The organism is Roseibium sp., from assembly GCF_965216085.1.
Taxonomy (GTDB): domain Bacteria; phylum Pseudomonadota; class Alphaproteobacteria; order Rhizobiales; family Stappiaceae; genus Roseibium.
Map to the genome: position 1 here is coordinate 1,143,378 of NZ_OZ244138.1, position 26,669 is coordinate 1,170,046.

24 protein-coding genes are annotated in these 26,669 nt (G+C 55.5%); 20 read left to right on the forward strand and 4 right to left on the reverse strand.

The annotated features are described in order from the left end of the window. Positions 1-71 precede the first annotated feature (71 nt). From ACOOFE_RS05250 to ACOOFE_RS05315, 14 genes are all read left to right on the forward strand, one after another. Positions 72-728, forward strand: coding sequence for a GntR family transcriptional regulator (locus ACOOFE_RS05250; RefSeq protein ID WP_420413984.1), 657 nt, complete (start codon positions 72-74; stop codon positions 726-728). A gap of 113 nt (positions 729-841) precedes the next feature. Continuing rightward, complete coding sequence (locus ACOOFE_RS05255) at positions 842-1,243, forward strand: VOC family protein (protein WP_420413985.1); 402 nt, start codon at positions 842-844, stop codon at positions 1,241-1,243. A gap of 54 nt (positions 1,244-1,297) precedes the next feature. Then, positions 1,298-2,851, forward strand: coding sequence for an ABC transporter substrate-binding protein (locus tag ACOOFE_RS05260; RefSeq protein ID WP_420413986.1), 1,554 nt, complete (start codon positions 1,298-1,300; stop codon positions 2,849-2,851). Positions 2,852-2,917: 66 nt separating this feature from the next. Beyond that, the gene (locus ACOOFE_RS05265) at positions 2,918-3,883 is read left to right on the forward strand and encodes an ABC transporter permease (RefSeq protein WP_395173000.1); all 966 of its coding nucleotides are present in this window, start codon (positions 2,918-2,920) and stop codon (positions 3,881-3,883) included. Between the two features lies 1 nt (position 3,884). Continuing rightward, positions 3,885-4,760 (forward strand): ABC transporter permease, encoded by an 876-nt coding sequence (locus tag ACOOFE_RS05270; RefSeq protein ID WP_420413987.1) that lies wholly within the window; start codon positions 3,885-3,887, stop codon positions 4,758-4,760. Then, the gene (locus ACOOFE_RS05275; RefSeq protein ID WP_420413988.1) at positions 4,760-5,749 is read left to right on the forward strand and encodes an ABC transporter ATP-binding protein; all 990 of its coding nucleotides are present in this window, start codon (positions 4,760-4,762) and stop codon (positions 5,747-5,749) included. The genes ACOOFE_RS05270 and ACOOFE_RS05275 overlap by 1 nt, the downstream gene beginning before the upstream one ends. Continuing rightward, complete coding sequence (locus ACOOFE_RS05280) at positions 5,746-6,759, forward strand: ABC transporter ATP-binding protein (protein WP_420413989.1); 1,014 nt, start codon at positions 5,746-5,748, stop codon at positions 6,757-6,759. Before ACOOFE_RS05275 ends, ACOOFE_RS05280 begins: the two co-directional genes overlap by 4 nt. Further along, positions 6,756-8,192, forward strand: coding sequence for an ABC transporter substrate-binding protein (locus ACOOFE_RS05285; protein WP_420413990.1), 1,437 nt, complete (start codon positions 6,756-6,758; stop codon positions 8,190-8,192). Before ACOOFE_RS05280 ends, ACOOFE_RS05285 begins: the two co-directional genes overlap by 4 nt. Next, complete coding sequence (locus tag ACOOFE_RS05290; protein ID WP_420413991.1) at positions 8,185-9,624, forward strand: amidohydrolase family protein; 1,440 nt, start codon at positions 8,185-8,187, stop codon at positions 9,622-9,624. Before ACOOFE_RS05285 ends, ACOOFE_RS05290 begins: the two co-directional genes overlap by 8 nt. Further along, on the forward strand, positions 9,621-11,045 hold the full coding sequence (locus ACOOFE_RS05295; RefSeq protein ID WP_420413992.1) for an amidohydrolase family protein: 1,425 nt from the start codon (positions 9,621-9,623) through the stop codon (positions 11,043-11,045). The genes ACOOFE_RS05290 and ACOOFE_RS05295 overlap by 4 nt, the downstream gene beginning before the upstream one ends. Next, entirely contained in the window at positions 11,042-11,701 is a 660-nt protein-coding gene (locus tag ACOOFE_RS05300; protein ID WP_420413993.1) for an aspartate/glutamate racemase family protein, read from the forward strand. Before ACOOFE_RS05295 ends, ACOOFE_RS05300 begins: the two co-directional genes overlap by 4 nt. A 17-nt stretch (positions 11,702-11,718) precedes the next feature. Next, positions 11,719-12,642, forward strand: coding sequence for a dihydrodipicolinate synthase family protein (locus ACOOFE_RS05305; RefSeq protein WP_420413994.1), 924 nt, complete (start codon positions 11,719-11,721; stop codon positions 12,640-12,642). Further along, positions 12,642-13,415, forward strand: coding sequence for an SDR family oxidoreductase (locus ACOOFE_RS05310; protein ID WP_420413995.1), 774 nt, complete (start codon positions 12,642-12,644; stop codon positions 13,413-13,415). The genes ACOOFE_RS05305 and ACOOFE_RS05310 overlap by 1 nt, the downstream gene beginning before the upstream one ends. 222 nt (positions 13,416-13,637) lie before the next feature. Then, the gene (locus tag ACOOFE_RS05315) at positions 13,638-14,834 is read left to right on the forward strand and encodes a hydantoinase/carbamoylase family amidase (RefSeq protein WP_420413996.1); all 1,197 of its coding nucleotides are present in this window, start codon (positions 13,638-13,640) and stop codon (positions 14,832-14,834) included. 242 nt (positions 14,835-15,076) lie between these two features. Here ACOOFE_RS05315 and ACOOFE_RS05320 read toward each other — a convergent pair whose 3' ends face one another. After that, positions 15,077-15,874, reverse strand: coding sequence for a TIGR03084 family metal-binding protein (locus tag ACOOFE_RS05320; RefSeq protein ID WP_420413997.1), 798 nt, complete (start codon positions 15,872-15,874; stop codon positions 15,077-15,079). Between the two features lie 184 nt (positions 15,875-16,058). After that, the gene (locus tag ACOOFE_RS05325; protein WP_420413998.1) at positions 16,059-16,832 is read right to left on the reverse strand and encodes an IclR family transcriptional regulator; all 774 of its coding nucleotides are present in this window, start codon (positions 16,830-16,832) and stop codon (positions 16,059-16,061) included. Between the two features lie 140 nt (positions 16,833-16,972). Here ACOOFE_RS05325 and ACOOFE_RS05330 point away from each other — a divergent pair, with 140 nt between their 5' ends. The 6 genes from ACOOFE_RS05330 to ACOOFE_RS05355 all read left to right on the forward strand — a co-directional run bounded on the left by ACOOFE_RS05330 (position 16,973) and on the right by ACOOFE_RS05355 (position 25,154). Further along, the gene (locus tag ACOOFE_RS05330) at positions 16,973-18,508 is read left to right on the forward strand and encodes an ABC transporter substrate-binding protein (RefSeq protein WP_420413999.1); all 1,536 of its coding nucleotides are present in this window, start codon (positions 16,973-16,975) and stop codon (positions 18,506-18,508) included. A gap of 124 nt (positions 18,509-18,632) precedes the next feature. Then, positions 18,633-19,550 carry an ABC transporter permease gene (locus ACOOFE_RS05335; protein WP_420414000.1) on the forward strand — a complete coding sequence of 306 codons (918 nt, stop codon included), beginning with the start codon at positions 18,633-18,635 and terminating at the stop codon, positions 19,548-19,550. Position 19,551: 1 nt separating this feature from the next. Beyond that, positions 19,552-20,448, forward strand: coding sequence for an ABC transporter permease (locus ACOOFE_RS05340; RefSeq protein ID WP_420414001.1), 897 nt, complete (start codon positions 19,552-19,554; stop codon positions 20,446-20,448). 27 nt (positions 20,449-20,475) lie between these two features. Then, the gene (locus ACOOFE_RS05345; RefSeq protein ID WP_420414002.1) at positions 20,476-22,128 is read left to right on the forward strand and encodes an ABC transporter ATP-binding protein; all 1,653 of its coding nucleotides are present in this window, start codon (positions 20,476-20,478) and stop codon (positions 22,126-22,128) included. Between the two features lie 67 nt (positions 22,129-22,195). Next, the gene (locus ACOOFE_RS05350; protein ID WP_420414003.1) at positions 22,196-23,773 is read left to right on the forward strand and encodes a gamma-glutamyltransferase; all 1,578 of its coding nucleotides are present in this window, start codon (positions 22,196-22,198) and stop codon (positions 23,771-23,773) included. A 4-nt stretch (positions 23,774-23,777) separates the two neighbouring features. Next, positions 23,778-25,154 (forward strand): M20 family metallopeptidase, encoded by a 1,377-nt coding sequence (locus ACOOFE_RS05355; RefSeq protein ID WP_420414004.1) that lies wholly within the window; start codon positions 23,778-23,780, stop codon positions 25,152-25,154. Between the two features lie 369 nt (positions 25,155-25,523). Here ACOOFE_RS05355 and ACOOFE_RS05360 read toward each other — a convergent pair whose 3' ends face one another. Both ACOOFE_RS05360 and ACOOFE_RS05365 read right to left on the reverse strand, forming a co-directional pair. Beyond that, positions 25,524-25,913, reverse strand: a complete 390-nt coding sequence (locus ACOOFE_RS05360) for a nuclear transport factor 2 family protein (RefSeq protein ID WP_420414005.1) — start codon at positions 25,911-25,913, stop codon at positions 25,524-25,526. A gap of 102 nt (positions 25,914-26,015) precedes the next feature. Beyond that, on the reverse strand, positions 26,016-26,468 hold the full coding sequence (locus ACOOFE_RS05365; protein ID WP_168206319.1) for an ester cyclase: 453 nt from the start codon (positions 26,466-26,468) through the stop codon (positions 26,016-26,018). Positions 26,469-26,669: the final 201 nt, after the last annotated feature.

The following is a 26,669-nucleotide window of genomic DNA, read 5'->3' on the forward strand; positions in this document are numbered from 1 at the left end:
TCAGAATACGCTTGGTATACCAAAGATGCAAACACGACCTGTAAAAGGCGCTATTTAGGTGTAGGAAACTCATGCCGTTACAGCAGGCAGCAGAGCCAAATTTAACAGAGCATACCTTGGAACGGCTTCGCAAGATGATCCTTTGTGGTGATCTCGCGGCTGGTACGCCTTTGCAAGAGCGCGCCTTTGCGGAGCGTCTCGGTGTGTCGCGTACACCACTTCGGGAAGCGATAACCCGATTGATCACGGAAGGTCTTGTCACTCGGAGCGCGCGGGGAACGCCGACAGTTTCCCGGATTTCAGTCTCGGAAATCGTCGAGATATTGCACGTGCGGCGTTTGTTGGAATGCGAGGCGGCGCGGCAAGCTGCCAGCGTCAACTCGGCCCCCGAGGATTGGCTGAACTTCAAGGCTACGATCGAGAAATTCCTTGTAAATGATCGGCCGGACGCCGTCACTCATGCCGATTTTGATTTTAATTTACACATGCATATTGCCAAAACCGCCGGATCTAAACTGCTCGCCGAAATGATACAGGGCCTTAAACTCAAGACGCGCATTTTCGATCAAGGGGAAATCCCGTCGCGTTTTGAGCCTGGAGCCCGTGAGCACCTTGAAATCATAGACGCGATTCTTGCCCGCGACCCGGATGCGGCTGAAGCTGCCATGCGTCGGCATATCGAAAATGCCCGCGAAGCGATCCTGGCACACATTCATCGGCTCTCCTGACTAAATTTTAGTCAAACCTATCTATTAACCCGCGCAAGTCTCTTGCGCGGGTTTTTGCTGCATTGACACCTGGAGTTCCATTGGTATACCAATGGTGTTCGAGAGGATTTTTCATGTCGATTACCCTTGAGATGCCGGCCGCGCCGGAGCTTCAAATCACGTTCTTGTATTTCCATGATGTGCCGCGCGCTCAGGAGTTCTATGAGCGTGTGCTGGGCGCAAGGCTTGCCATCGATCAAGGCTGGTCAAAGATTTATCAACTGGCCGGCGCAGCGCATGTTGGTCTGGTCGATCAATCACGCGGTGCCAAGCGGGCAAGCGTCGACAAGCCGGTGCAGATCTGCCTCCGGGTTCCCGATGTTGATGCTTGGCATGATTGGGTGCGGGCCCAAAAGGTTGCAGCGTTGACTGAGTCGCGCGACAGCGCCGAGCTCGGGATCCGAGCGTTCGTTTTTGATGATCCGGAAGGCTATCAGATTGAGATTCAGTCCGTCCTCAAAAGGGCGGCTGCATAACCAGAAGGGCGGTCAACGCCTGTCACCCTACCAGAACCCAAAGGGGACAAAGATATGTCTACAATTAATACTGCGCTTCGGGCGTTGGCGGCGTCCGTGTGTCTAGCGGCTCTTACAGTTGGGGCGGCCTCGGCCGAAAAGAGCCTGACAATTGGCTTGACCTCGGATGCGACGCACATGGATCCGCAGGCCGGGGAGGAGCTGTCCTCCAACATCATGTTTTATCATATTTACGACCCACTCGTCCGTCGCACGCCGGATTTGACCTTTGAGCCCGGCCTGGCCGAAAGCTGGGAGCTGATTGACGACACGACCTGGCATTTCAAGTTGCGCAGCGGCGTCAAGTTCCATGATGGCGACGGGCTGAAAGCCTCTGATGTCGTCTACACACTTAATCGCCTCAAGGAATCTTTGATGGTTAATCTTGCGGCTAATATCGAGAGCTTTAAGGCGATTGACGATCGCACGGTCGAGATCAAGACGCCTGCGCCTTATGCGGCGCTGCCCAATGATCTTGCGGCGATTTTGATCCTGTCCGAAGACCATGTGAACAAGGTCGGCAATGATGGTCTTGAACAGAACCCGATGGGAACCGGGCCTTACAAACTCGTAGATTGGGTCCGTGAGGACAAGGTCGAGCTCGAGGCCTTTGACGATTACTACATGGGTGAAGCTGAGATCGAGAATGTAACGTTCCGCCCGATAACCAATCCGGCGACCCGGACTGCGGCTCTGCTGACCGGTGAAGTCGATATTGTTCAGGACCTCGCCGTCCGCGATGTTGAGCGCGTCAAGGGCGAAGACGGTTTTGAGGTGGTCACGCGTCCCTCTCTCCTGAACCTCGTCCTTGCGCTCGACATGCGGGAAAACAGCCCGACCATTGACGGTGAAAACCCGATGACAGATCGCCGGGTTCGTGAGGCCATGGCCCGTGCTATCGATGTCACCGCCTTGCAACGTGCGATCATGGGCGGCCTGTCCACGCCTTCCGAACAGTATGTTCCATCCAGTCATGTGGGGTTTGTCGATGGCCTGAACTTCCGCGAAATATACCCCTATGACCTTGAAAAAGCGAAAGCATTGATGGCCGATGCTGGTGTTGATGGCTTTACCCTGACACTGGACGCAACCAACAACCGTTATGTCAACGACGCTCAGATCGCCCAGGCACTTGCGGGCATGCTTGCCAAAATCGGTGTCAATGTTGAGCTCAATGTGATGCCGAAGTCCAACTTCTGGGGCTACATCCGCGTTCCAACTGAAAATTCCAGCTTCATCATGTCCGGCTGGGACGTACCTTCCGGAGATGCGGGCTCCATGTACGGCGCGCTTTTCTACAGCCGGGACAAGCGCGAGGGCTATGGTCAGGTCAATCGCGGCAGCTACTCCAATGCAGAAGTGGATGCTCTGATCGACAAGGCAGACAGCACGGCCAAGGTTGAAGAGCGGGACGCGCATCTTCAACAGGCTACCAAGATCCTCATGCGCGAAATCCCGATGATCCCGGTTCACTACGAACAAGACATTTACGGTGCGCGCGACGGGGTCGAGTTCACCCCGCGCACGGACAAATTCCTGTGGGCCTACGACATGGATGTTGCCCAATAAAACGCAGCTGCGGGGTGCTTGTTGCATCCCGCATCTTCTTGAGGGGAATTGGGGAGGTCCGCCAACGTGCTGGGCTATATCATCAAGCGGCTCATTCAGATGCTGATAGTGCTCTGGGCCGTGTCTATCATCGTGTTTTTGATGATGAGTTTCACCGGTGATCCGGTGTTCATGGTTGTGCCTATTGACGCGACCGATGCCGAGATCGAACAGGCCCGCCGCATTCTCGGGCTCGATCGCTCGCTGCCGGAACAGTATCTTATTTTTGTGCAGAACATGCTCCAGGGAGACTTTGGCCGCTCCTACGTATTTCGCGAACCGGCTCTCGACCTGATCCTGGAACGCTTACCCGCGACCCTCGAATTGGTGCTCGTTGCCATGGCGATGTCGGCGCTTGTCGCAATCCCTCTGGGGGTTTATGCCGGGGCGAATCCGGGCCGGTTTTCTAGCCGATCGATCATGTCTGGGTCGCTGCTCGGGATTTCCTTGCCGAGCTTCTGGGTCGGCATGATGCTGATCTTCCTGTTTGCGGTAAAGTGGCGGATTTTCCCGTCTTCCGGGCGCGGTGACACTGAAGCGTTCCTTGGTGTGCAATGGTCCATTCTGACTGCCGATGGGTGGAGCCATGTGATCTTACCGTCTCTGACGCTGTCTCTTGCGACCATGGCAATGCTGTTGCGCATCACTCGCGCCGGCATGATGGAAGTGACACGTCAGGACTACATGAAATTCGCAAGGGCCAAGGGTGTCTCCCGGCGTGGTGTTCTCTATGGCCACGGTCTGCGCAATGCCTTGATCCCGGTGGTGACGATATTCGGGATTCAGCTGGGCGATCTGATTGCCTTTGCCACCATCACGGAGACCATTTTTGCCTGGCCGGGTCTCGGCAAACTCCTGATCGATTCCATCTACCGTGCGGATCGCCCGGTAATCGTTGTCTACCTGATGCTGGTGGCGGTGATCTTCGTGGTGATCAATCTCATTGTCGACATCGTCTACACGCTGATCGACCCGCGCATCACGGTGAAATGACATGATGACCGCGTTTTTCTCCTCCGAGTTTTTTTCAAATTACCGCCGCAACGCATCGGCAATCGCTGGAAGCCTGATCCTTGTCTGCTTCGTTGTCATTGTCCTGTTCGGACCGTTTCTGGTGGCGCAGAACTCTTATGATATCGCAGCTCTGGATCTGATGGACAGTTACAAACCCCCGGCCTGGTTGCCGGGCGGAGATCCGCGTTTCCTGCTCGGCACGGATGGCCAGGGAAGGGACGTTCTGGCGGCGATCTTCTACGGCACACGCATCTCCGTGATGATCGGTGTCACCGCGATGGTGTGTTCCTTGATGCTCGGGACGCTGGTTGGCCTGTTGGCCGGCTATTTCGGTGGACGCGTGGATGCATTCATGATGCGGGTGGCCGACATACAGCTGTCCTTTCCGTCCATGCTGATCGCCTTGTTCCTGATGTCCGCATTCGGCACCGGCATCGACAAGGTCCTGATCGCCCTGACGGCGGTTGGCTGGGTTGTCTATGCACGGACTGTCCGTGGGCAAACCCTCTCGGAAGTTGGCCGCGAGTACGTGCAAGCCGCCCGGGTGTCCGGACTGCGCGACGGCAAAATCATTGGCCGTCATATTCTCCCAAACGTCACGACGCCTTTGATTGTTGTTGCCACCGTTCAGGTTGGCACATTCATCCTGATTGAAGCGAGCCTGTCGTTTCTGGGGGTCGGCGTACCCATTACACAGCCGTCCCTCGGTCTTCTGATCAAAAACGGTTTTGATGTGCTGTTTTCAGGGCTCTGGTGGGTTTCCGTATTCCCTGGCTTGTTCATCATGGCTCTGGTGTTCGGCATCAATCTGTTCGGCGACTTTCTGCGCGACGAACTCAATCCGAGGCTGAAGTGATGGAACACACGCAAGAACCACTTCTTAAGGTCGCGGATCTGCGGACGCACTTCCACACCTTTGCCGGAACGGTAAAGGCCGTTGACGGCGTTTCGTTCCAGATCGGCAAGGGCGAAATCATGGGTCTCGTTGGCGAATCTGGAGGCGGCAAATCCGTGGTCGGGTTTTCCATACTCGGTCTGATTGATCCGCCTGGCCGGATCGAAAGCGGGCAGATCGCGTTTGACGGCGAAAATCTGGCGGGGGCTTCTGAAGACCGGCTACGTCAGATCCGCGGCAAAGAGATCGCCATGATCTTCCAGGATCCGATGACGTCGCTCAATCCGCTGCACACCATCGGCCGGCAGATGGATGAAATGTTGCGCCTTCATACGAACTTGGACAAAGCCGCGCGCCGCAAGCGCTGCATTCAGATGCTCGAAGATGTGGGGATCAGTCAGGCAGCAGACCGCCTGTCGTCCTACCCGCATCAGTTTTCAGGGGGCATGCGCCAGCGGGTGGTGATCGCGATTGCCATGCTCGCCGAACCGCGTCTGATCGTTGCCGACGAGCCGACGACTGCGCTGGATGTCACCATACAGGCCCAGATCCTGAAGCTGATCAAGCGACAGGTGCGCGAGCATGGGGCGTCGATGATCCTTGTGACCCACGATCTGGCCGTTGTTGCCGAAATGGCGGACCACATCACGGTGCTCTATTGCGGGAAGGTCGTTGAACGCGGCCCGACCCGCGCGGTCATCGATACACCCCGGCACCCATATACAGCAGGCCTGATTGCGTCGATCCCGGATCCATCGGATCGCAAGCACCGGCTGGACCAGATCCCGGGAGCCGTTCCCGACATTCGCAAACTGCCGAGAGGCTGCAATTTTCAGGACCGGTGCCCTCGGGCACAGGCGCGCTGTGCAGAGATCGAGCCGGTTTTGGCAGAGCAGGACAAGGACCGGTTAACCGCCTGTCATTTTCCAGTCGAAGGAGAACCGGCATGACGGCGATGTTGCAGGTCAAAGGCCTTGAGCAGCGGTTCGATATTGGCGGCGGACTTCTGGACCGATTGAAATTTGAGAAAGGCCGGCTGCGCGCACCCAAGCGGGTGGTTCATGCGGTCAATGGTGTGTCTTTTGAAGTGAAGGAAGGCGAGGTACTTGCTCTTGTCGGGGAGTCCGGGTGTGGCAAGTCAACGGTCGCAAAGACCATCGCCCGCATTCACACGCCGACAGCCGGAACTGTCAGCATTGAAGGCGAAGACATCCAGCACCTATCGCCAAAGGAGTTGCTGCCGGTCCGCTCGAAAATGCAGATGATCTTTCAAGATCCCTATGCGTCCTTGAACCCGCGGCAGAAGGTGCGCGACATCGTGGCAGAACCGCTGGCCGAACAAACCGGCAGCTGGGCCCAAGCGCATGCACGAACGGAAGAGCTGTTGGCGCGGGTGGGGCTCAACACCGAGCATGCGGGACGCTATCCTCACCAATTCTCCGGCGGTCAGCGCCAGCGGATTGGTATTGCCCGGGCTCTGTCGGTTAATCCGAAGCTGATAATTGCGGATGAACCCGTCTCTGCGCTTGATGTGTCCATCCAGGCGCAGATCCTCAACTTGATGATGGATCTCCGGGATGAATTTGGCCTGGCCTATCTGTTCATCAGTCACGACCTGAGTGTCGTCCATCACATCGCCGACAGGGTCGCGGTGATGTATTTGGGATTCATTGTCGAAACAGCACCCCGCGACCGCATTTTTTCAGCTCCCCGTCATCCCTATACGCGCGCGCTCCTGTCGGCGGCACCATCCCTGGATCCCGCCAAAAAGTCGACCCAGTTGGATCTGAAAGGGGAAGTGCCGTCCGCTCTGTCTTTGCCGTCCGGATGCTGCTTTAGGACGCGCTGTCCGTTTGCCTGGGAGCGGTGTGCTGTCGAACGCCCGGTGTTGAAAGAAAATGGTGCCGGGCAGCAGATCGCCTGTCATCTGATTGATGAGCCTGCGCGGGACGTAGCATGAGCGTGACAATTCTCCAGGCCCGGACACCCTTGGGTGATCCGCACGATTGTACCGATGCGGCAGATGAACTCAGCGTGCTTGGCGCAATTTACGACACCTTGGTGCGGCGTGAGGGAGCAAAGTTCGTACCCGGCCTTGCCGAGTGCTGGCAAGTGTCCGGCGGCGGGCGCATCTGGCGGTTTTTCCTTCGCAGCGGTGTGACCTTCCACGATGGAACGGAATTTGACGCCGCCGCTGTTCAGGCCTCACTTGAACGGATGGCGCGGGAGGACAAGGGCTACACGCTCGGCTCACCAGCCGTTTGGCGCCAATATCTTGAAGGGGCGGTGTATGCGGCGTCTGGTCTTGCTCTGACCGTCACACTTGCCGAGCCCATGGCCGACTTCTGTGATGTCTTGGTTCAAGCGTTTATTGTTGCCCCAAGTGCATTTGAGGCATTGGATGCAGGGGACCGAAGCGCTCATTGTGGCTCGGGACCATTCCGGCTTGCGGGGCGCTCGGAAGACACGCTGGTGCTGGAGGCATCTGACGTGCGCCACTGGCCCAAGCCGAAAAACACATCCCTCCGCATCGCCCGCGAGCCCGACGCGGACAAGCGTTTGGCGGCTGTCGCGGCGGGCGAGGCACTGATGGCCGCAGCCATCCCCCCTCATGCAGAAAGGCACGGTGTTGCGCTTCACACCTACCGGGCACCGGTCGCGATCATCTATCTCTTGAATGCTGAAAAGGGACCCTTGCGCGATCCGAGAGTGCGCAAGGCACTGAGCCTTGCGGTTGACCGGGACGCTGTCGTTCAGGGCGTTCTTGCAGGAGCGGGCGAACCGCTCCATGGGTTTGTCAGTCCCGCGCACTTTGGAACGGATGCCGCACAGCGTGTGCCGCACGATCCGGACACTGCCCGGCAATTGCTCTGCGATGCCGGATACAAAGATGGACTGGAGCTTGCCGTAGATTGTCCGACGCGTCTGCCGGACGAGGCGCAAATCCTGACAGACGTGTTGGCCGAACAGCTCGCCAATGTCGGGATTCGGTTGTCCGTTCATATCCACGAAGATCGTGAGGCTTATGCCCACATGGTCCGGCGCAAGGAAATCCGGGATCTATGTGTGTTCGACTCCAGTCCGATGTCCACATTCCGGGTGCTCTACGAGAAGATCGACAGCCGGATTGCCGGGGCTTGGTGGCAAGGATACCGGAACACTGCTGTTGAAGCTTTGATCGACCGGGGACGAGAGACCGACAATTCTGCGGAACGCGAGACGATTTACCGGGAGGCGTTCCGTCTTCTTCAACAAGACCCGGCGTGGCTGACACTCTACAATCCACTGCGTGCCGTTGCATTTTCCAGAGATATCAAGGGGTTTTCCATGCCGGTTGATGGTGTACCTGACTTGCGCGCACTTCCCCGTTTGACAGGAGCCGCGCATGGCTGACCTCTTAATCCTTGGTGGCACCGTAATCCCAGTCGCCCCAGAGCGCCGGATCATTGATAACGGCGCCATTGCCATTGAGGACGGCAAGATCCTCAAAGTCGGTACGCATGATGAGGTTACCGCAGAACACGATGCTCCCCGCCGGATCGACGCAACAGGAAAGGCTATCATTCCCGGTTTGATTGACGTGCATGCCCATGCCGGACATGCGCTTATCAAGACCATGTCGATGCATGACGGCGATGCCTGGGAAGCGCTCTGCGGTGAGGTTTATACGACCGGATCAACACCGGACTACTGGAATGCCGAAGCGCGCCTTGCCGAACTGGAACGCATCCGTTTTGGGGTAACCTGCGGTGTGTCGCTTCTCGGGGGCGGCGATACGATCATGCGGACCGATACGCCGGAGTATGGTGATGCCCATATGGAAGGCGTGCGCGCGCTCGGCGGACGCACGGTCATGGCTGTCGGCCCAACCCGTGCGCCACACCCGTTGGGGTATTCCGATGGCGGTAAAGACTCGCATCCGGTGGATTTTGATACGCAGCTTGGAACCAGCCTCGACCTGCTGTCGCGATGGCACGGCGCAGACAACAGGCGTCTCAATGTCGCGCTGCTTTATCCGGTACTGCGGGACGAACACGAAAACACAATGCCAGTTGATGTTTATGTGGCAGCCTGCAAACAATCGCAGCGCGTGGCACAGGCTGCACGGGAAGCCGATGTCGTATTTACTCAGGACGGGCATCAGGGCGGGTCCATCCGAAGGGCTCAGAAACTCGGGCTTTTGGGTGAGAATGCGCTGCTGTCCCATGCAATCAACCTCCATGACGACGAGGTTTTTCTATGTGCGGATACCGGAACAAAAATCGCCCATAATCCATCGGCCGTTGCCTCCATCATGGGCCGATGTCCGGCAATCGAATTGATGGATCAAGGTGTGACCGTCGCGCTGGGCTCTGACGCAACCGCACCAGACCGGTCCTCGGACATGTTCCGCCACATGCAACAGGCGATGCACTATCATCGCCGCCATTTCCGCGACCCAAGTGTGCTTCCACCGGGCCGGGCGCTAGAAATGGCGACGATAGAAGGCGCGCAGGCTCTTGGCCTGGAAGACCGGATCGGATCGCTTGAATCGGGCAAGGATGCCGATATCGTGTTGGTGGATATGCGCCGTCCGCACCTTTACCCGCCGAATATGCCGGTACATCGGCTGGTCTGTTTTGCAAACGGGAACGATGTCGACACAGTGTTGGTGCAGGGCGAAGTTGTTCTTGAGGGGGGAAAGTCCACCAAGGCTTGCGAGGAGGCGATCTTGCGGGATGCTGCCCTTGAGGCCGAGCGTATGATCGAACGGACAAACAGCAAATCCGCGCTGACTGTCCCGAAGGGCTTTTGGTCCTCACAACGCTACGGAGCAGGCGTATGAGCGTGACGGTTATCCGCAAGGCCTCTTGGGTGGTTCGGTGGGAGGGCGGCAAGCATGTCTACGGGCGGGACCTGGACATCGCCTTTGACAACAGCGGGATCCTGCATGTGGGGCCCGCGTGGCAAAGCACTGCGGATCATGAAATGGATGGACGCAACCGGCTGATCATGCCGGGACTGGTCAATATTCATTGCCATTCCGGAGACGAGCCGCTTGCCAAGGGGCTTTTCGATGATGCCGGAACACCGCAGCTTTGGGGCAATGCCCTTTATGAATTCTCGACCCTGATCGACTCAGATGCCGATGCGAAGGCCGCTTGTCAGACCTTGATGCTGTCGGAACTTCTCGCCTCGGGCGTGACCTCCTGTCTCGACATAGCGGGTGATCACCCGTGTTGGCTTGGCATAGCCGCGGAAAGCGGTCTCAGGGTTTGGCTTGCTCCCGGTTTCCGCCAGGCTCGCTGGCGGCTAACAGAAGAAAAGGCGCTGGACTATGAGTGGGATGAGGCCGCAGGAGAAACAGCGCGCGATAAAGCCATGTCGGTTCTCGACCGAGTGACAGAGGACGGAAGCGGCCGGTTGACCGGCGTGGTGGCACCTTCCCAGATTGATACGTGCCATCCAGAATTTCTGGCTCGCGCTCTGGATGAAGCCAGATCCCGCAAATTGCGGCTGACGGTTCACGCTGCCCAAACGATGGCGGAGGTCACGGAACTCTATTGCCGCCATGGCAAGGGACCCGTTCCCTTGCTGCAAGAAATCGGTGTTCTTGGTCCGGATGTGATCCTGGGGCATGGTATCTGTCTGGATCATCATCCCCTGACCCGTGCGCGGACGGCAAAGGACCTTGAAACGCTGGCCGCAACAGGGACAAATATTGCTCATTGCCCCGTGACTTTCGCACGCTCCGGACAGGGTATGGAAAGTCTCGGCCGGTACTTGAGAGCAGGGGTTAATGTCGGGATCGGAACCGACACCATTCCGTTCAACATGCTCGAGGAAATGCGCGAGGCCATAATGCAGTCGCGGTGCCGGTCCGGCGATTTCGCGGACATCAATACGGCCGAGGTGTTCCATGCAGCAACTGTTCGCGGTGCACAGGCGCTTGGTCGCAGTGATCTTGGCCGGTTGTTCCCCGGAGCCGCGGCTGATGTTGTTTCGATCGACCTGACGGCCCCATCCATGCGGCCGGTGCACGATCCCTTGCGCAGCCTGATTTATGCAGGGGCTGAACGGGCAGTTCGGGATGTCTGGGTTGCCGGCCGGCATGTGCTGGACAATGGTAAGCCCATAGGGCTCGATACCGCTGGCGCGTTGGCCGAGATTGAGGCGGCGCAGGCGCGGGCGATCAGGGTCGCGGAGAATACAAAAGGGCGCAGTTTTGACGCAATCGCGCCCCGCTGCCTGGAGATGCCAGCATGACCATCTATATGATCAATCCCAACAGTTCAGAACACGTCACGGACGGGATTGATGATGCCATTGCTCCAATGCGTCAGATATCACCGGTTCCGATTTCATGCCTCACCCTTAAGGAGGGTCCTGCGGGGATTGAAACGCAGGCGCATGTCGATGGCGTTGTTGGTCCCCTCCTGAAGCTTGCCGGCGGCTTGCAAGAAGATGCCTCTGCTTTTGTGGTTGCCTGTTTCTCAGACCCCGGTCTGGCGGCGCTTCGGGAGGCGCAGACCGTACCGGTTCTCGGCATTGCGGAAAGCGCCTATCTTCAGGCCATGATGCTCGGTCAACGCTTTGGCATCCTGTCTTTGGGGCGGGCTTCCATTCAACGGCATATCCGTTATCTCGGGGCTCTTGGCATTCGGGACCGGCTCGCCGCAGATCTGCCGCTCGGGCTCGGTGTTCTGGATCTCGCGGATGCGGACAGGACCGTCGCCCGATTGGCAGAGGTTGGCGAAACGCTGAGAGATCAATTTGGCGCCGATGTCCTCATCACTGGATGTGCGGGGATGGCGCAATATCGAACACTGCTTGAAGAAAAGACAGGTTTGCCGGTTGTCGATCCGTGCCAGGCAGCAACAGCTGCCGCGATCGGTCAACTGGCGCTGAGAGCCTGCGGATAACAAAGGGAGAATCGGGTATGACCCGACTGACGGAAGAGGCGCAGGGCGTCTACGTGATCGCTGTGACGCCGTTCAACGATAATGGGGCTCTCGATATGGAGAGTGTCGACCGGATGGTGGATTTCTATCTGGAAGCCGGTGCGACCGGTTTGACGGCGCTGGGCATGATGGGAGAAGCACCCAAGCTGACAACAGCAGAGTCCCTTGAGGTTGTTGAAAGGATCCTTGCCCGTTTGAACGGGCGTATCCCACTGGTCGTGGGCGTTTCGGCACCGGGGTTCGCTCAGATGGCGGAACTCAGCAAAGCGTCAATGGATGCTGGCGCAGGAGGAGTGATGATTGCACCGCCCGGCAACCTCAAGACCGATGCCCAGATCGTCACATATTACACTCAGGCAGCGGAATTTATTGGCGATGTGCCGTTTGTCTTGCAGGATTTCCCGTTGGCAACGGGGGTGCATATTCCGGTAAGCGCCATTGCCAGGATCGTTGAAGACGTCCCGACCTGTGTGTGTCTCAAACATGAGGACTGGCCGGGCCTTGAAAAGATCTCTGCACTGCGGGCAGAGGGGGCGCTGGCCCGGCGGATCTCCATCCTGTGTGGCAATGGTGGTTTGTTCCTGCCGGAGGAAATGGATCGCGGCGCTGATGGGGCTATGACCGGCTTTTGTTATCCGGAAATGATGCGGGACGTTGTGCGCTATACGCACGCCGGAGACGCTGCGCGGGCGCGCAACCTTTTCAACGCATATTTGCCGCTGGCCCGATACGAGCAGCAACCAGGTCTTGGCCTGGCCGTGCGGAAATACGTGCTTGCCAAGCGGGGTGTGATCGGTAGCGCTGCCTTGCGGCGGCCAGGTGCCGGGCTCACCAAAGCGGCGCAGGCCGAAGTCGATGCGCTCTTGGCGCGTCAAGAAGAAAGACTGAAGGAATTGAACTGATGGATCTTGGGATCAAAGGAAAACGGGCGCTTGTTCTTGGTGCAAGCCGTGGTTTGGGGGGCGCTATTGCCAAGAGCCTTGCGGCTGAAGGCGTCGATGTAATCGCCGCGGCCCGGAATGCGGATGCGATCACAGAGTGGGCAAAGACGACAGATGGTTCTGTCACGGCTCAAAAGCTGGACGTGTCGAATGCCGCTGAAGTCGATGCGGTGCTGGACAGCCTGCTGGAAGCTGGAAACATTGATATTCTGGTGAATAACGCTGGTGGCCCACCTCCGGGACGCAGCACGGATCCGGCGCGCGCCGACTGGATGGCACATTTCGAAACCATGGTCGCCAACCTGATCCATATTGCCAACCGGTGTCTGCCGGGCATGGAAAAGGCCGGCTGGGGCCGGATCGTAACGATCTCCTCGTCCGGTGTTGAGCAGCCGATCCCGAACCTGGCTCTGTCCAATGGCCTTCGGTCGGCCCTTGTCGGCTGGTCCAAGACACTGTCCACCGAAGTCGCGTCGAACGGGATCACCGTTAATGTCGCAATGCCCGGGCGCATTCATACGACCCGTGTCGATGAATTAGATGCAGCGGCGGCCAAACGTCTTGGCAAGAGCGTTGAGGACGTTGCAAGACAGTCGGCAGCCGCCATACCGGCGGGGCGTTATGGGCGGCCGGATGAATTTGCCGATGTCGTCACCTTCCTCTGCTCAGAGCGTGCGTCCTATGTGACGGGCAGCAAGATCAGGATTGACGGCGGCAGCATTCGCGGGATTTAAGTTCCTTTCCCTCCGATTTGATGCCACCACAACTGATGAAGTTCTGAGCAAAACATGTCATGGACTACAGACGAGTGAGACAGAACTGTCTGGTTGTCGGGCTTGCTTTCGGATGAGGTCACTGAACGGTTAGCCGATCAGTTGCAGCCTCAAAAAAACGAAGAAGCCTTAATCGCGGAATGTCGATTAAATTTGAAGTTTTATGAGTTTGGAAAGGTCAAAATGCAGGTTCTGCCAGACAGGTTTTTAGAAGATCTTCATACTTTGCGCTCGTTCGGCGCGAGTGGCGTCGGCAAGGGCGTGGTGCGTCCGGCGTTTTCTGAACCGGATGTTGCTGCCCGCACTTGGCTGATCAAACAGTTGGAGGCGGCCGGCCTTGCTCCGCATGTAGATCCTGCCGGCAACGTTTTTGGGCTGGCAGATGGTCCGTCCATTCTCTTGGGGTCTCACAGCGATACCCAACCCGAAGGCGGGTGGCTGGACGGGGCCTTGGGTGTCATCGCCGCGTTGGAGGTCGCGCGTGCTGCGAAAGAGGCGGGCGGTCCGCCCGTGTCCGTTGTGAACTTTCAGGACGAAGAGGGCCGCTTTGGGGCACTCACAGGGTCCAGTATTTATTCAGGCAAGACCACGCTTGCCGAGGCTGACGAATTCACGGACTTGAACGGGCTTTCTTTCCGCGATGCGCGGTCTTTGATGGCAGATCTTGAAGAAAGTTTCGTGTCCCACACCCGGTTTTCAGGTTTCATTGAATTGCATATCGAACAGGGCAGCACACTGGACGAGGCGGGCGAGGCAATTGGCGTTGTCACGGATATCGTCGGGTCCCGGCAGTTGCAGGTGACCCTGACCGGTCAGCAAAACCATGCCGGCACCACGCTGATGCACCAGCGACAGGATGCATTCCAAGCGCTGTCGGCGTTCAACACGGCTCTAAACGACCGCCTCAGAAACATCGTAACACCCCGTACAGTCTGGACGATCGGCCGAATTCATTTGCAGCCCAATGCCCCCTCTATTGTACCCGGTGAGGTGGTGTTCGACGTGCAGTGGCGCGATGTTGATGATGATCGGCTCGCCCGGATGGAAACGCTCATTCGTGATCTGGTTGCCGAGATTGCCGTTGGTCATGCGATGACGGCCGAGATCGTGCCGATCAAGGCGCTGCTGCCGGTGCCGATGGATGCGACCTTGCGCGCGGCCTTGTGTGCCGGAGCGGAGATGCTGGCCCCAGGTAAATGGCGAGAAATGCCGTCAGGTGCTTTGCATGATGCTTCAAACATGGCGCGGTTGATGCCGTCAGCGATGTTGTTTGTTCCGTCGATCAACGGGATCAGTCACGATTTTGCCGAGGACACGAACGAAGCTGACTTGATTATGGGCTTGCGCGTGTTGGCAGATGCCGTCAGCCGATTAAACTGAAAAGGTTATGAATTCTGAGCTCCCGCTGCTCAAACGCCCATGCTTTCCAGTAATCTTGACGCCGGACAGCACACCGCTTGAGGCCGCCCTAACCCATTGGGAACAAAGTGTTGCCGCAGAAACAACAGCCAAAGCTTCGATAGTCGACATAGCAGACCCGTAGTGCGGCCAGTCGTTGAAAACACAGCGAATGTCTTTTACTCGCTCGAGATTACCCCTGGTCGTTTAGCCAGTGAAATCCTCTATTTGTCTGACCGTTTTCGAAGGCCCGCTTTTGGCGGGTCAACTGGTGGTCCGGCAAAGCACTGGGCGATTGACATCCATTTTGCGGCGTTGCTGCCGGTAAACTTCAAGTTTGTGTCAGCGATGTTTCTAGTCTGAGTGACAACTTGGCAAAACTCTTCTGCTTGTCCTGTGATCCTCTCCTCTTCAGATGGATCGCCGAAGGTCCATAGCGCACCAGAAGGTGCGACCAATTCCAGCAAGGGTTTGGGCTGTGGAACTGCCATACCGCGATTTTTGAAGGTCCAATCGTAAGTGTTTACGCCGATGACGACGATGTTCTTGATGCTGTCAGAACTCACGCGGTCGACACCAAGAGCGTCATAGATGGCTTGGGCATGGGCCCACGTTTCCATGTGGCGCGCGGAAATGGAAGATCGCGCGCTCATGCTTGGACCGGCCCATTCGACACGCAGAGACGGATCTACATCGGAAAAATGGCGCGCCGTTTCTTGAGAGAACTCTGACCAAAGATCCAAGAGGGAATGACCGGAAGCTCCGTTTAGTTCCTGCGCCTCGAATTCTGTGAAACGTCCCGCCGATACAGCTTTGAGAGCCACATTTATCCAGGACCGAAAGGATTCAGGATCGGCTAGAGAGAGATAGGCAGCGTAGTTCCAGACATGCAGATGCCGGAGAATGTTGTTGAAGGTCCAGTTCTTGAAGCCGGTGGAGGTTTCGAAGTCGTCTTCGCTCAGCGGGCGCAAGAGCGCTTCGAGGGTTTGGCATTCGTCGCTAAAGTCTTGTGCCTGTTGCATCTCGTGTTCCGGAAATTTTTTTCGGGGGGTCAATGTCCTAAATGCTTACGCCAGTTGGCCGCCAGCGCTCGCATATTTATTCAAGACCTGTCTATCAATCGCACCAAGAATCTCTTTTCGCCCTGCACCCGACGTCTCTGTTTGTCAAACGGCTGGCGAGAGCAGATATCAGCGGAGAAGCAGGTCACCCCAAATGACCTGGCTGGAGCGAGGCTACTGTTTCCATCAGGGTTGGGACCAGCTTTGTTTCAATCAGTTTTTCATCATGGGTAAAAGACGAGACAGAGCATTGGACTGCCGCCAGTGGTTGACCGTCGCTGGCAAGGATCGGAGCTGCAAAACCTATCTCGTTCATGATGAGTTCGTTGCATGATCGCGAATAACCTTTCACGGCTGCCGTTTCGACAATCTGCTCAATAACGTTCCGATCCATGGTTGTCTTGGGTGTGAATTGCTTGAGCGGCCAAGTTTGGATCGCCTCTTCACGGTAAGGCTTTGGGTAGACCGACAAAATAGCGCGTCCGCTTGAGGTGTTCAGGGCAGGCACGCGGCGTCCGATAATTGTGGCGGCAAAATTTGTCCGGCGGCTTGGCAGGCGGACGACGTAAATGATGTCTGTGCCGTCCAGAACGGACATATTGACGGTGCCATTGAGGATCTTGGACAGATCAATCAACTTGGGCATAGCCAATTGTGTCAGCCGGTCGGACCATAAATAGGCATTGGCGAGTTCAAGTGTCTTGATCGTTGGCCGATACCGTTTGGTGATCTCGTCCTTTTTCAGATAGCCAAGTTTTGTCAATGTGTTGGAAAAACGCTGAACGGCGCTTTTGTCCAGTTCAGTCTTCTGGCTGAGCTCGGCAAGACCCAGTTCCGGATGGTCTTCATCAAAGGCTTCCAGGATCCTGAATCCCTTTTCTAATGAAGCCACGAACAATGTGTCCTGCTTGGATTTCATACGTCTCTCCCTCAGCGCATGGAAATGCGCATCCTCTGATCAAGGATGACCTTGACAAGATCGTATTTTTATACTAAATATTATTATATGATATGCAAGTGCTTATTATAATAATTTGCACTTTAAATTTGGGAGGAAACATGTCGGTTCAGATCATTAAGCGCGGTGCCGTGCAAGCGGCGCTGCTCTCGTCTCTTTCAATGATGTCTTTTTCCGCACCTGCTTTGGCCGGTAAGTCGGATGACACGCTTCGTGTGGCTTTCACGAAGGAAGTCGAAAACGTCGACAGTTACTTCAACTCGGCCCGTGAAGGTGTGATCCTTCAGCGAACCGTGTGGGATGGGCTAGTCTATCGGGATCCGGCAACCAATGAGTATGTCGGCAACCTTGCGACTGACTGGAAGTGGGTTGACGATGTCACTTTGGAGTTCAAGCTGCGTGAGGGCGTAAAGTTCCACAATGGCGAGGAGTTCGATGCCGACGACGTTGTTTACACAGTCAACTTTGTTGCGGACAAGGACAACGGCGTTAAAACCCAGCGTAATGTCAACTGGATGAAGAGTGCTGAAAAGCTAGACAAGTACACCGTCCAAATTCACCTAAAAGAACCGTTTCCGGCAGCTATTGAGTTTCTCGCCGGTCCGGTGTCCATGTATCCGAATGAGTACTATGCGGAAGTTGGCCCTGCAGGAATGGGGCTGAAGCCGGTGGGGACAGGGCCCTACAAAGTCACTTCTGTTGAACCGGGCACTCATTACCAGCTCGAAAAATATGACGGCTATCACGACTCCCCAAAAGGGCAGCCAAAGATCGGTAAACTGGATATTCGTACCATCCCGGATGTGAATACGCAGATTGCTGAGCTCTTCAATGGTGAGCTTGATTTCATCTGGCAAGTCCCGGCCGATCAGGCGGGCAAACTGGCTGGAATGGACAAGTTGACCGTCGCCAACGAGAGCACCATGCGGATTGGTTATCTGTCACTGGATGCGGCAGGTCGCACCGGCGCGGACAACCCCTTCACAAAGTTGAAGGTCCGTCAGGCTGTTGCCCATGCAATTGATCGCAAGACGATCGTTCAGGCGCTTTTGCGCGGCAAGTCCAAGGTCGTCAATACAGCCTGTTTTCCATCGCAATTCGGGTGCGAGCAGGAAGTGACATCTTACGACTATGATCCGGAAAAAGCGAAGGCTCTGCTGGCCGAGGCAGGTTATCCGGATGGCTTCACGACAGACTTTTATGCCTATCGGAACCGCGATTATGCAGAAGCGCTGGCCAACTTCCTGAATGAGGTCGGGATCAAGACCAACTTCCACATGCTGAAATACTCGGCTCTTCGTGAGTTGCGTATGTCTTCTGGGACGCCGATCACATTCCAGACCTGGGGGTCTTACTCGATCAATGACACTTCAGCGATCACCAGCCAGTTCTTCAAGCATGGCTCTCTTGATGATGCGCGTGATGATGAAGTGCGCGACTGGCTGGAAGTCGCGGATACGTCTACCGATCCGGAAGAGCGGAAAGCCTATTACAGCAAAGCTCTGCAGAAAATCGCAGATGAAGCCTATTGGACGCCGCTGTTCTCCTACAACACCAACTACGTGTTCTCTAAGGACGTAGCTTTCCAGCCAACACCGGACGAAATCGTGCGCTTCGCCACGATGAGCTGGAACTAGGCCCCCGTTCCGATTGGCCGCCCGTCAGCGGCGGCCAGTCTCTTCACCTTCATCAAATATGGCGTGGGCTGGTTTTCTCAGTCCGCATCCTTCCCGATAGTTTGACCATTCGAAAGGGCAACCGATGCTCGCTTTTATTTTGAAGCGGCTGGGATTGGCTGCGCTCGTGGCGTTGACAGTGTCCGCCATCAGTTTCAGTCTTCTCTACATTGCCGGAGATCCGGCATCTGCGATTGCAGGGGAATCCGCGACAGATGCTGATATCGAAGCCATTCGCGAGTATTACGGTTTTGACCGCCCTTTGATCGTTCAATATCTGGAGTGGCTGATAAATGCGCTTCAGGGCAACTTCGGTGAAAGCTACTATTTCGAATTGCCAGTTTCCCAACTGATTGCCGACAGGCTGTCCATCACCATGATGCTTGGTGTATGCGGGATCAGTTTTGCGTTGCTGTTCGCCGTTCCGCTTGGAGTTGTCGCGGCTCTTCGGCCAAACTCGTTCATCGATCGGTTTTCACTGTTTTTATCGGTGATGGGGCAAGCAATGCCGAGTTTCTGGTTCGGCCTTATCCTAATCGTGATCTTCTCGATCAATTTGGGCTGGTTACCCGCATCTGGAGCTTCCTCATGGCGGCATTTCATCCTGCCGACAATTGTGCTCGGCTACTATGCAATGCCAGCGATCATGCGCCTTACCCGCACAGGTATGCTCGAAGTTTTGTCGGCCGATTATGTCCGGACGGCACGGGCGAAAGGTTTGAGCCAGCGAAAGATTTTATTCAAGCACGCTCTACGGAATGCGATCATCCCGGTCGTGTCTCTGGCGGCGGTTCAGATGGGCTTCATGCTTGGTGGATCCATCGTGGTGGAATCCATTTTTGCCCTTCATGGCGCCGGGTATCTCGCTTGGGAATCCATTTCACGGAATGATCTGCCCACGATACAGGCGCTGATCCTGATTTTCTCCATGTTCTACATCGTCTTCACGTTGCTTGCTGACATCGTGAATGCCTGGCTAGACCCGCGCATGAGGGTTCACTGATATGAGTTCGCTTGCTACTTCTGCTCCGGCACAACAAAAAGCTCCAAGTCCGCGTGAAGCAATGTTCCTCCGGGCGAAGGTTCATAAAGGATTGCTGTTCGGGTTCGGCGTTGTGTTGCTCCTTGTGTTGATTGCACTGGCAGCTCCATTGCTCGCCCCGCATGATCCCTATCATCAGGACCTGTTAAGCCGCATGCAGCCACCGGTGTTTCTTGGTGGCACTTGGGAGCATCCGCTCGGAACCGACCATCTTGGCAGGGATTACCTCTCCAGGCTGATCTACGGCGCTCAGGTATCCTTGCTGATCGGGTTTGTCGCGGCACTGATTTCGGGTGTTATCGGAACTGCAATGGGGGTGGCCGCAGGTTACTTTGGTGGCCGGGTCGACCTTGCTGTCACCTTTCTCATCAATGTTCGACTGGCCATGCCGGTTGTTCTAGTGGCGCTCGCCGTTGTCGCTTTGTTTGGTGGATCCCTGTTTGTTGTGATCACTGTTCTTGGTCTGCTTTTATGGGACAGGTTTGCCGTGGTTCTGCGTGGTGCCACCATGCAAGTACGGTCAATGGAATATGTGGCTGCAGGTGAGATCCTCGGTACCCCGCTGATCCGTCTGCTGTTCAAGGACATTCTCCCTAACATTGCCAACCATCTGATCGTGATCGCCACACTTGAAATGGCCCATGCAATCATTTTGGAAGCCGCGCTTTCCTTCCTCGGGCTCGGTGTACAGCCGCCGATCCCGTCCTGGGGACTGATGATTTCCGAAGGCAAGGAAATGCTTCTGTTTGAACCGTGGCTGATTGCGATCCCGGGCATTGCGCTTTTCTTGCTGGTCCTGGCGATCAACATGCTGGGGGATGGTTTGCGGGATGTAACGGCTCCTGAAGGCCGCAATTGATTTGAACCGGTAATGTGAGGACACAAAATGACTGATCAAAATGCGCCGGTTCTGTCGATTTCCAATCTGTCGATCGCTTTGCCTGTTGGAGGTGACCGCCCCCACGCGGTGGAGGACCTCAGTCTGGAAATCCATCCGCGGGAAATCGTCTGCATTGTCGGGGAATCCGGCTCTGGCAAATCTGTAACCTCCTTTGCAACGATGGGGCTCTTGCCGAAAATCCTCAAACCGACATCGGGTGAGATCCGGTTTGATGGACGGGACTTGTTGTCAGTTGGAGAGCGTGAGCGCAGCGCGCTGCGCGGCGACAAGATGGCCATGATCTTTCAGGAGCCGATGACGGCCTTGAACCCGTGCTACACGGTCGGCGATCAGATCGAGGAGGTCTTCGCTGCCCATCGGAAAATGAAAAAGGCGGACCAGCGCGCGCGAACGATCGAGCTGCTCAAGGAAGTGCATTTGCCGGAGCCCGAGCGGCTCTACGGGTGCTATCCGCATCAGTTGTCAGGAGGGCAGCGTCAGCGGGTCATGATTGCCATGGCTCTGGCACTCGATCCCAAACTGCTAATTGCGGACGAGCCAACGACGGCTCTGGATGTGACCACTCAGGCTCAGATATTGCACCTGATCAAGGAGCTGAAAGCCAACCACAACGCTGGGATCATGTTTGTTACCCACGACTTCGATGTGGTTGCTGAAATTGCTGACCGGGTCGTTGTGATGAAACACGGTCGCATTGTTGAGCAAGGGTTCGCGGATGAGGTTCTGAACAGGCCGCAGCACCCATATACGAAGAGCCTGATCAACGCTGTTCCGCGAAAAGGAGATCAGGCCCCGGCCGATCTTGATGAGAAACCCAACGCAATGATTGTGGAAGGTTTGGAAAAGACCTTCCATAGCAAAGCCAATTTCTTCAAGTCCGGACGTACGGTGCACGCCGTGAAAGACGCGTCCTTTGTAGTGCGCAAAGGGGAAACGATTGGCATCGTTGGTGAATCGGGATCGGGAAAAACAACCCTGGTCCGTTGTCTGATCCGTCTGCTGGACCCTGATACCGGGCAAATTCAGATTGGGGATTACAACTTCGCAGAGCTTACCAGAACCGCGCTGCGTCCCCATCGAAAAGACATGCAGATCGTGTTTCAGGACCCATATGGGTCGCTTAATCCACGACGTACGATCGGGGATTTGCTGATCGAGGGGCCGTGCAATTTTGGTGTGAGCCGGAAGGAAGCTCTCGAACGTGCAAAACGATTGCTGAAGATCGTTCGGATGGATGAGGATGCGCTGAACCGGTATCCGGCCCAGTTTTCCGGCGGACAACGTCAACGTATCTGCATTGCGAGAGCTTTGGCGGTCGAGCCGAAAATCTTGATCGCCGATGAGGCTGTGTCCGCCCTTGATGTGTCGGTTCAAAAGGAAGTCTTGAACCTGTTGCGCGACATTCGCGATGAGTTTGGCCTGACAATATTGTTCATCACGCATGACCTCCGCGTTGCTGCTCAGATTTGTGACAACATTCTCGTAATGAAAAATGGAGAGATCGTTGAACGCGGGTCAGTAGATGCCGTGTTTGGCAATCCTCAACACGACTACACAAAAACACTGCTAGCCGCACAGCCGGGACAAAACTGGACTGTTCCGACATTCTCCGACACCGAGTTGGAGCTTTCAGTTTGAGTGTTTTCCTTTCAGGTAGACCCCGAACGCAAGAGGGGGGTAAACGCATTTTTAGAAGGCTTGTTTTGTGACGCATAGTTTTTCCCGAAGCCAAACGGTTCGAAAACCAGTTGTTTCGACCCAAAAAGGTGTGGTGGCCGCACAACATGTCCGAGCCGCAGAGATTGGTGCAGATGTGCTCGCAAATGGTGGCAACGCTGTTGATGCGGCAGTTGCGGTCTCGTTCGCTATGGGTGTTCTCGAGCCCTGGATGAGTGGTCCGACCGGCGGCGGAGCCATGATGATTTGGCTGGAAAAAGAGCAAAAGGCGCATGCCATCTGGTTTGGAATGAAGTCTCCAAAGGCGCTAAAGCCGAGCGATTATCCTTTAAGTGGGGAGGGGCAATCCAGTGATCTCTTCCCGTGGAAAGCTGTTGTTGATGACCGTAATGTTCAAGGTGCAGCTGCCATTGCCGTTCCTGGAACAGTCGCAGGTGCTGGTCTTGCCCATCAGCACTTTGGCAGCATGGCTTGGAAAGATTTGCTTCAGCCGGCCGTTGAGGTCGCCCGGGACGGGCTTCATGTGGATTGGTATGCGGCATTGATGATTGCGTCTGCCTGCCGTGCATTGGCAAAAGATCCAGATGCTGCAGCCCAGTTTTTGGAAGATGGGCAGTGGCCGACAATTGCAGGATGGACGGCTCTTTCCGAAAAGCGGATTGATCAAACCCTGACCGCTGACACTTTGGCCCATTTGGCTGAAGCAGGTGCGCGGGACTTCTACCACGGAGATATCGCCTTGGCGCTCGCTAAGGATGTTCAGGCGAAGGGAGGCAGTTTGTCTGTGGAGGACCTGGGCGCCTATCAAGCCGTTCTGCAAACACCAAAATCCATAAGATATCGGGATGCCCGTTGGCATGTAACGCCTGGGTTTACCGCGGGACCGACCCTGGAAAGAACTTGCGAGCTGCTTCAAACTGCATTTGTCCCGCATGGTGTGGAGCCGGATGGAACCGTGATGAGTGCCTATGCGAAGTCGATCCAGACGGCAAACGCGGAACGAATGGCCACCATGGGAGATCAGGAGGATCCAAATGCCCCCTCCTGTACAACACATTTTTCGATTGTTGACCGTGACGGCAATATGGTTGCGATGACGCAGACCCTGTTGTCGCTGTTCGGCTCGAGGGTTGTCTCCCCTTCAACGGGTCTGCTCATGAACAATGGCATCATGTGGTTTGATCCGGAGCCCGGCCGCCCGAATTCGCTCGGTCCGGACAAGACATGTCTGATGAATGTCTGTCCGCTTATCGGGGAGGCTGGTGACCGTCGGTTCGCCGTTGGTGCATCTGGCGGCCGGAAGATTATGCCGGCTGTTGCCCAACTCTCTAGTTATTTGAGTGATTATGGAATGAGCCTTGAAGAGGCGTTCCATCATCCGAGAATTGATGTTTCGGGCGGTGATGTTGTCGTTGCAGATGAAAAGCTGCCGGTTTCCGTTCTGGACGAACTGAAATCACAACACACAGTCGTCACGACGCCACGAACAGTGTTCCCCTATGCCTTCGCTTGTCCCGCAGGTGTCCTGCGCGAGAACGGGCTTAACATGGGCTGCACAGAAATCATGTCTCCTTGGGGAGATGCTGTCATTGAAGGAAAGGCTTAAATCTATGGCATCACGCGCGAATACCATTGCTCGGGCCGAGGCCTACTTTGATCAAGGCAGCTTTCAGGAAGATTTGGCGCGGCTGGTTGCCATAGAAACCGAAAGTCAAAACCCGGATCAGTTGCCGGAACTCTATCGATACCTGACGGAAGAGATGAAGCCTCTTTTGGAAGGAATGGGGTTCACGACCAGTTTGATCGACAATACGGATGATCGCGGCGGCCCTCTGTTGTTTGCCGAGCGGATTGAGGATCCGTCCTTTGAAACGATTTTGACCTATGGCCATGGGGATGTGATCCGTGCCCAAACCGAGCAATGGCGCGAAGGCTTGCACCCGTTTCGTCTGGTTGAAGAGGGCGAGCGGCTCTACGGCCGGGGTACGGCTGACAACAAGTGCCAGCATCTGATCAATCTGAAAGCGCTTTCGTGTTTGCTGGAAGAGCGCGGTTCGCTTGGGTTCAACGTCAAGGTGATCATTGAGACCTCTGAAGAAACGGGCTCCGTTGGATTGTCCGAATGTTTCAGAGCACACAGTGACAAGCTCAAGGCCGATGTGCTGATTGCGTCTGATGGACCCCGGCTTCAGCCGGACTGGCCAACGATGTTTATGGGCTCGCGCGGCGGTGTAAATTTTGATCTGAAAGTGAACCTGCGCGACGGCGCCAATCATTCCGGCAACTGGGGGGGGTTGCTGGCTGATCCGGCCATGATCCTATCCCACGCGATTGCCTCCATCTGTGATGTGAAAGGGCAGATCCAAATCGAGGAATGGCGCCCGGACAGTCTGACGCCAAAAATTCAAGAAGCCTTGAAGGGGCTGCCGATTGGAGACGGTGGGCCTGAAATAAGCGCTAATTGGGGAGAAGAGGGGCTTTCGGCACCTGAACGGGCGTTTGGCTGGAATTCCTTTGCAGTTCTGGCCATGAAAAGTGGTGTTCCCGAGGCTCCGGTGAACGCCATATCGGGTCATGCATCGGCGCACTGTCAGCTGCGTTATGTCGTTGGGACGGAGTCGGACGACATTCTGCCAGCACTTCGGCGGCATCTCGACAAACACGGGTTTTCCATGGTTGAGATCGTCCCGGCTGATCGTGTGTTTTTTCAGGCTACCCGGCTAGATCCAGATCATCCATGGGTGGATTTTGTAAGGGACTCTTTGACGGAGACCAGTGGTAAAAATCCGCACGTTTTGCCAAACCTTGCAGGGTCCCTTCCGAACGACAGCTTCACCGATATTTTGGGCCTCCCAACCATATGGGTTCCGCATTCATATGGAGGGTGTTCCCAGCACGCGCCGAATGAACATATTCTGAAATCGGTCTCACGCGATGCGTTGCGCCTGATGGCAGGGCTATTCTGGGATATCTCGGAACGGCGCTAACCAATTGATGGCGTTGAGCCACCCTGCCGGGTCCTTGGATCGGCAGGGTGAAATCATAATCCCGACTTTTGCGCTGTTGGTTTTAAGTCAAACCAACGAGGCGATGTGTTCTTCACTCAACATTCTGGATACGGGGCGGAGGCGATTAGTACAAAAGATAGGTGCGGTTGGCCAATTGCAGACTTTTTCCGGTCCAAATTGATTTGGAATGAATGTTTTCCTTGATCTTACCTATTGTCGGTTCTGCTCAAGCTCTGTCTGAACATCGGATACATGATCCGAATTGACGGGGGCATTGAGCCCCGGCAACTCCAAATGGCAGTATTTGTTCCCAGATATTTCTCGAGAGAATAGTTGGCTCGGCCACAGCTATTTCGACAAGGTCGCTGCTGCGGTGTCATGATACTCATGTAGTTCCACAATGCAGCCGTCCTTCACGGTCCAGAACAAAGCCAGTTCGGTCTCACGCGAAACGCCTGTGTGGCGGCTGGTGATCGTGAGGCTTATTTGGGTTGCGGCCCGTTCGCCAGAAACGATGATATCTGTGAGACGGTACTCATCGATATTCCAGTCTGCTTGTATTCTGCTGATTGTCTCCCAGAAAGCGTTCTTGCCGCTGCAGTCGGCGCAATAAGGTCCGGTTTCCGCATTGGCGTGAATGCAATAACGAACGTCATCATGCAATAAGGCGGAAATGGTATCTGCATCCCCGCTGTTATAAGACAGAATTGCTTTGCGAACGATTTCTTCTGTTGTCATGGGTATTTCCTCAAAATCCTAGAATTATGAAACAACTATCTTGCCGACGCATGGTTCGCGTCGGGTAATCTTCGCAATCATCTTTGTCCAGTTGAGTTGCCGTCATTGTTTATCGTTTAGACAGCGCTCAAAGGTTCCGGCCTCCAGTGAGCCGAGCTGCTGAAACAGACTTAGGAAGTCAAAATGGTTGAAAGCTTCGAGAATTTGATTGTCTGAGAAACGGCCATAGACAGTACCTGTCATTTTGATGCGCTCACCCGTCTTTCGCGACGTGCCCTGAAACAAACAAAGTGCGCACAGCCATTCATTTGAAGTCATGCTGTGCGTGACTTCAATTTTCACGTCCTTAACAAGATTAAGCAGTGCCTTTTGAAATACTTTGAAATCATCTGGGCCGAGCATCTCGTGCTCGCGGAATTCGTTCTCGCCGACCTTCGTTTGCGTGCCTAATCCGACGGCGCGGCCATCTTGGAGGAACATTTCGTCGATGGCTGATTGGTCTTCTTCACTCCAGACGCGTTGGAACCAAGTCTCAAGAATTTCTAGATTTGTCATAATAAAAGATCCTATCTGTAATAAATGACGTAGTTTGCCATGAATGGTTGAAAATTTGAAAATGCATGCAATTCTAGTTTGCCGGATGCTCGGAAGAGCATCGGTTCTTTTTCCGGTTCGCATGTTTTTCGAGTTTCTTCTTCCTTCTAGGGGCAAGTTCATGGCGACGTCGAAGTCTGCCCGATTATGGAAATAGAGCAG